The organism is Protofrankia sp. Cr1 (genome assembly GCF_963555865.1).
Classification (GTDB): domain Bacteria; phylum Actinomycetota; class Actinomycetes; order Frankiales; family Frankiaceae; genus Protofrankia.
In genome coordinates this window covers 1,242-3,578 of the sequence record NZ_CAUVXO010000621.1, presented here as the reverse complement: position 1 = coordinate 3,578, position 2,337 = coordinate 1,242, and the positions used below count along the sequence as shown (strand labels likewise).

Here is a 2,337-nt window from a genome sequence, read left to right as displayed (position 1 = left end):
ACAACTGGCGGCGCGTCTCGGCCTCGCTGGTCTGCAACAAACCGGCCACCTGAGCCGCACTCAGACGGCGGTCATGGAGAAGTTCTGTGACGACCTGGAGATCCGACAACCTCAACGGATGGCCGGCGCTATCCTGCTCCAGAACATACCGCGTCAGTGCAAGATCCGCCGGGCCGCCGGGAAGTACAGCCACCACACCTGAATCGGTCGTCCGGCCGTAGTCAGGAGGGCTGTGGCCGAAACGCAACTGCTCCTCAAAGATCCGATTGATGCCGCGGCCGGTACGCTCGACGATACCCGCCCGCTTGAACGCATCGGTAAGTAGCGGATTACGCGGATGCGGCGGGGCGACGAGCAGATTATCCAACCGGACGCCAGAAGGGAAACCACCCGGATTGGAAATCTCAAGCTGGTCATCTTTCCACTGAACATGAACAGCACCACGCGCGGTATAATCACGGTGGATCAATGCATTGGCGAGCGCCTCACGGAACGCCACCGCCGAGTAGGTCGGGACTGCGACGCGGAGCAATCCAAACTGGATCTCCTCCTCGGTGTTACGTGCGTTGAAGCGAGCCAGCATCTCCTCGGCCAAACGAAACAACGGCCACCGGAAGAAGTCGTTGACCTCCACGGCAAGACCGCGTAGGACCTGGAAAGCCGCTTCGTGCGTAGGAAGGAAACGGCGTAATGCGTCCTCCCGACCGAACAACAGGAGCGCCCCAGCGAGCACGCTGACAGTATCCCCGTCACTCCGCACAACACCGAGAGCCTTGGCGATGTCAAGATCCGACAGTCTTGCAAGCACAGCGTCGCCACGTCCATGCGACTCCGCCACAAGCCGACGCAACCGGTCGAACTCCAACGCCTCAAGATCGCCCCATCCGACCTGCGGGATGGGCAGCGCGCCGTAGTCCGCCGCACCCCGGTCGATCTCGTACGCCAACATCTCATGTGCGTGAATAGACCCCCGGCCGGGTCCGCACACCCTTGACCCGCAGCCCCTTGCGGAACCCACCCCCTGCCCGGAGATCAACGAGGAACATGTCCCGTGCACGCAGGAACCGCTCACGCTGGGCAGGGGTCAGCTGGCGGTACATGTCCAGGAACCGTATGGTCCGCTCGAACGTGGGCACAACCGGCCCAGTACCCGTCTGCTCACGACCTGCTCACTCACGGAGCGGAAGTAACGGTCAGGCCGTGCGAGGATACTCGATCAGGTCGCCAACGACGGCAGCCCGCAAGTCGGCGTCGAAGTCCTCGACGCTGTCGTACAACTCGGTATAACCGGCGTCGGCTTCCGCCAATGCATCGTCGAGTGCTACCTGCGAAGCAGGCGAAAGATCGACAAACTCAACGCCAACCAGGGCGGCCGGCACCTCGTAGTTCATCCTGGCCTCCCCCGGCGTCCCGTCCCCCGGGCACGGGGGAGGATCTTCCGGCAACTTCCCGCGAGCTGCACTATTGTCAGCCACCTCGACAGGCGTGAAGAAGACCCTCAGCCCACCGAAGCACGCAGCATAGCTTTTGAATCATCAAACGACCTGGAGATGACGAGATCCCAGTCGACCGCGAAGGCCGTCACGATAACCGGCCTACGGGATTCCATAGGGGCCAGCCGGATGCCGGACGGGACGATCCTTACCTTCCGTCACTGGCGCCCAAAGCGGTGCCGTACTGCAGTTGTACTGCAACGGGGACGGACGTCCACGGACATTGATGGACAAGCCGCTCTTTCCTCTTAATCTGCGAGTTCGGGGTTCAAGTCCCTGGCGGCGCACCCACACTCCACATGCTTGCTGAGCAGCGGGCAGCATCGTTGCGGTTTGTTACGGGCTGCCGCTTTGTTCGGTGACGGCTGTCGATGTCAGGCGACGATGTAGCTCGAGTCGTCGAACTCGGCCGTGACCTTCAACCGTCCGCCAAGTGCCTCGACGTAGGCGCGCAGGACTGACACCGACACCACGTCCAGCTTTCCGCGTTCCACGTCGGAGATGCGAGGGCCGGATACACCCATGGTTTCGGCGACCTCACGTTGAGTCAGAGCACGGCTGCGTCGGACCTCGGCCAGCCGGTAGGCGTGGATCTCGTCGTCGAGGCGGCGCTGCCCGGCCTCGCGGTCGGCATCGGTCCGTACCGGATAGCCGGCGGCGACACGTGCCTGCTCGGCCTGGCGTTTGACGTCGTCCCATCGCATCGTTGTCATCGGTAGTCCCTCCTCTCGATCTCGGCAAGGTGAAGGTCATAGCGTTCATCCGCTCCTCTCGACCCGCCTCTCCCGACGCTCCCGGCTGCTCCGCAACCAACCAGACGCGAATGGGCAGACGGTGACCTGTG

General features: G+C 62.9%; 4 protein-coding genes. All 4 read right to left on the bottom strand.

Annotated features, from left to right (window positions below; all coding sequences use genetic code 11):
- Nucleotides 1–949 (bottom strand): ATP-binding protein (locus tag U9980_RS26905; protein ID WP_322770491.1); only part of this gene is annotated, 949 nt, incomplete at its 3' end.
- A gap of 1 nt (nucleotide 950) precedes the next feature.
- Complete coding sequence (locus U9980_RS26900) at nucleotides 951–1,100, bottom strand: hypothetical protein (RefSeq protein WP_322770490.1); 150 nt, start codon at nucleotides 1,098–1,100, stop codon at nucleotides 951–953.
- 93 nt (nucleotides 1,101–1,193) lie between these two features.
- Nucleotides 1,194–1,391: a hypothetical protein gene (locus U9980_RS26895; protein ID WP_322770489.1), complete on the bottom strand. Its 198-nt coding sequence runs from the start codon at nucleotides 1,389–1,391 to the stop codon at nucleotides 1,194–1,196.
- 476 nt (nucleotides 1,392–1,867) lie between these two features.
- On the bottom strand, nucleotides 1,868–2,206 hold the full coding sequence (locus tag U9980_RS26890; protein ID WP_239336476.1) for an XRE family transcriptional regulator: 339 nt from the start codon (nucleotides 2,204–2,206) through the stop codon (nucleotides 1,868–1,870).
- Nucleotides 2,207–2,337 lie beyond the last annotated feature (131 nt).

Excerpts from the sequence above, each read along its gene's own strand:
- U9980_RS26900 (WP_322770490.1), bottom strand. The coding sequence starts at position 1,100 with ATGTACCGCCAGCTGACCCCTGCCCAGCGTGAGCGGTTCCTGCGTGCA.
- U9980_RS26895 (WP_322770489.1), bottom strand. The coding sequence starts at position 1,391 with ATGAACTACGAGGTGCCGGCCGCCCTGGTTGGCGTTGAGTTTGTCGAT.
- U9980_RS26890 (WP_239336476.1), bottom strand. The coding sequence starts at position 2,206 with ATGACAACGATGCGATGGGACGACGTCAAACGCCAGGCCGAGCAGGCA.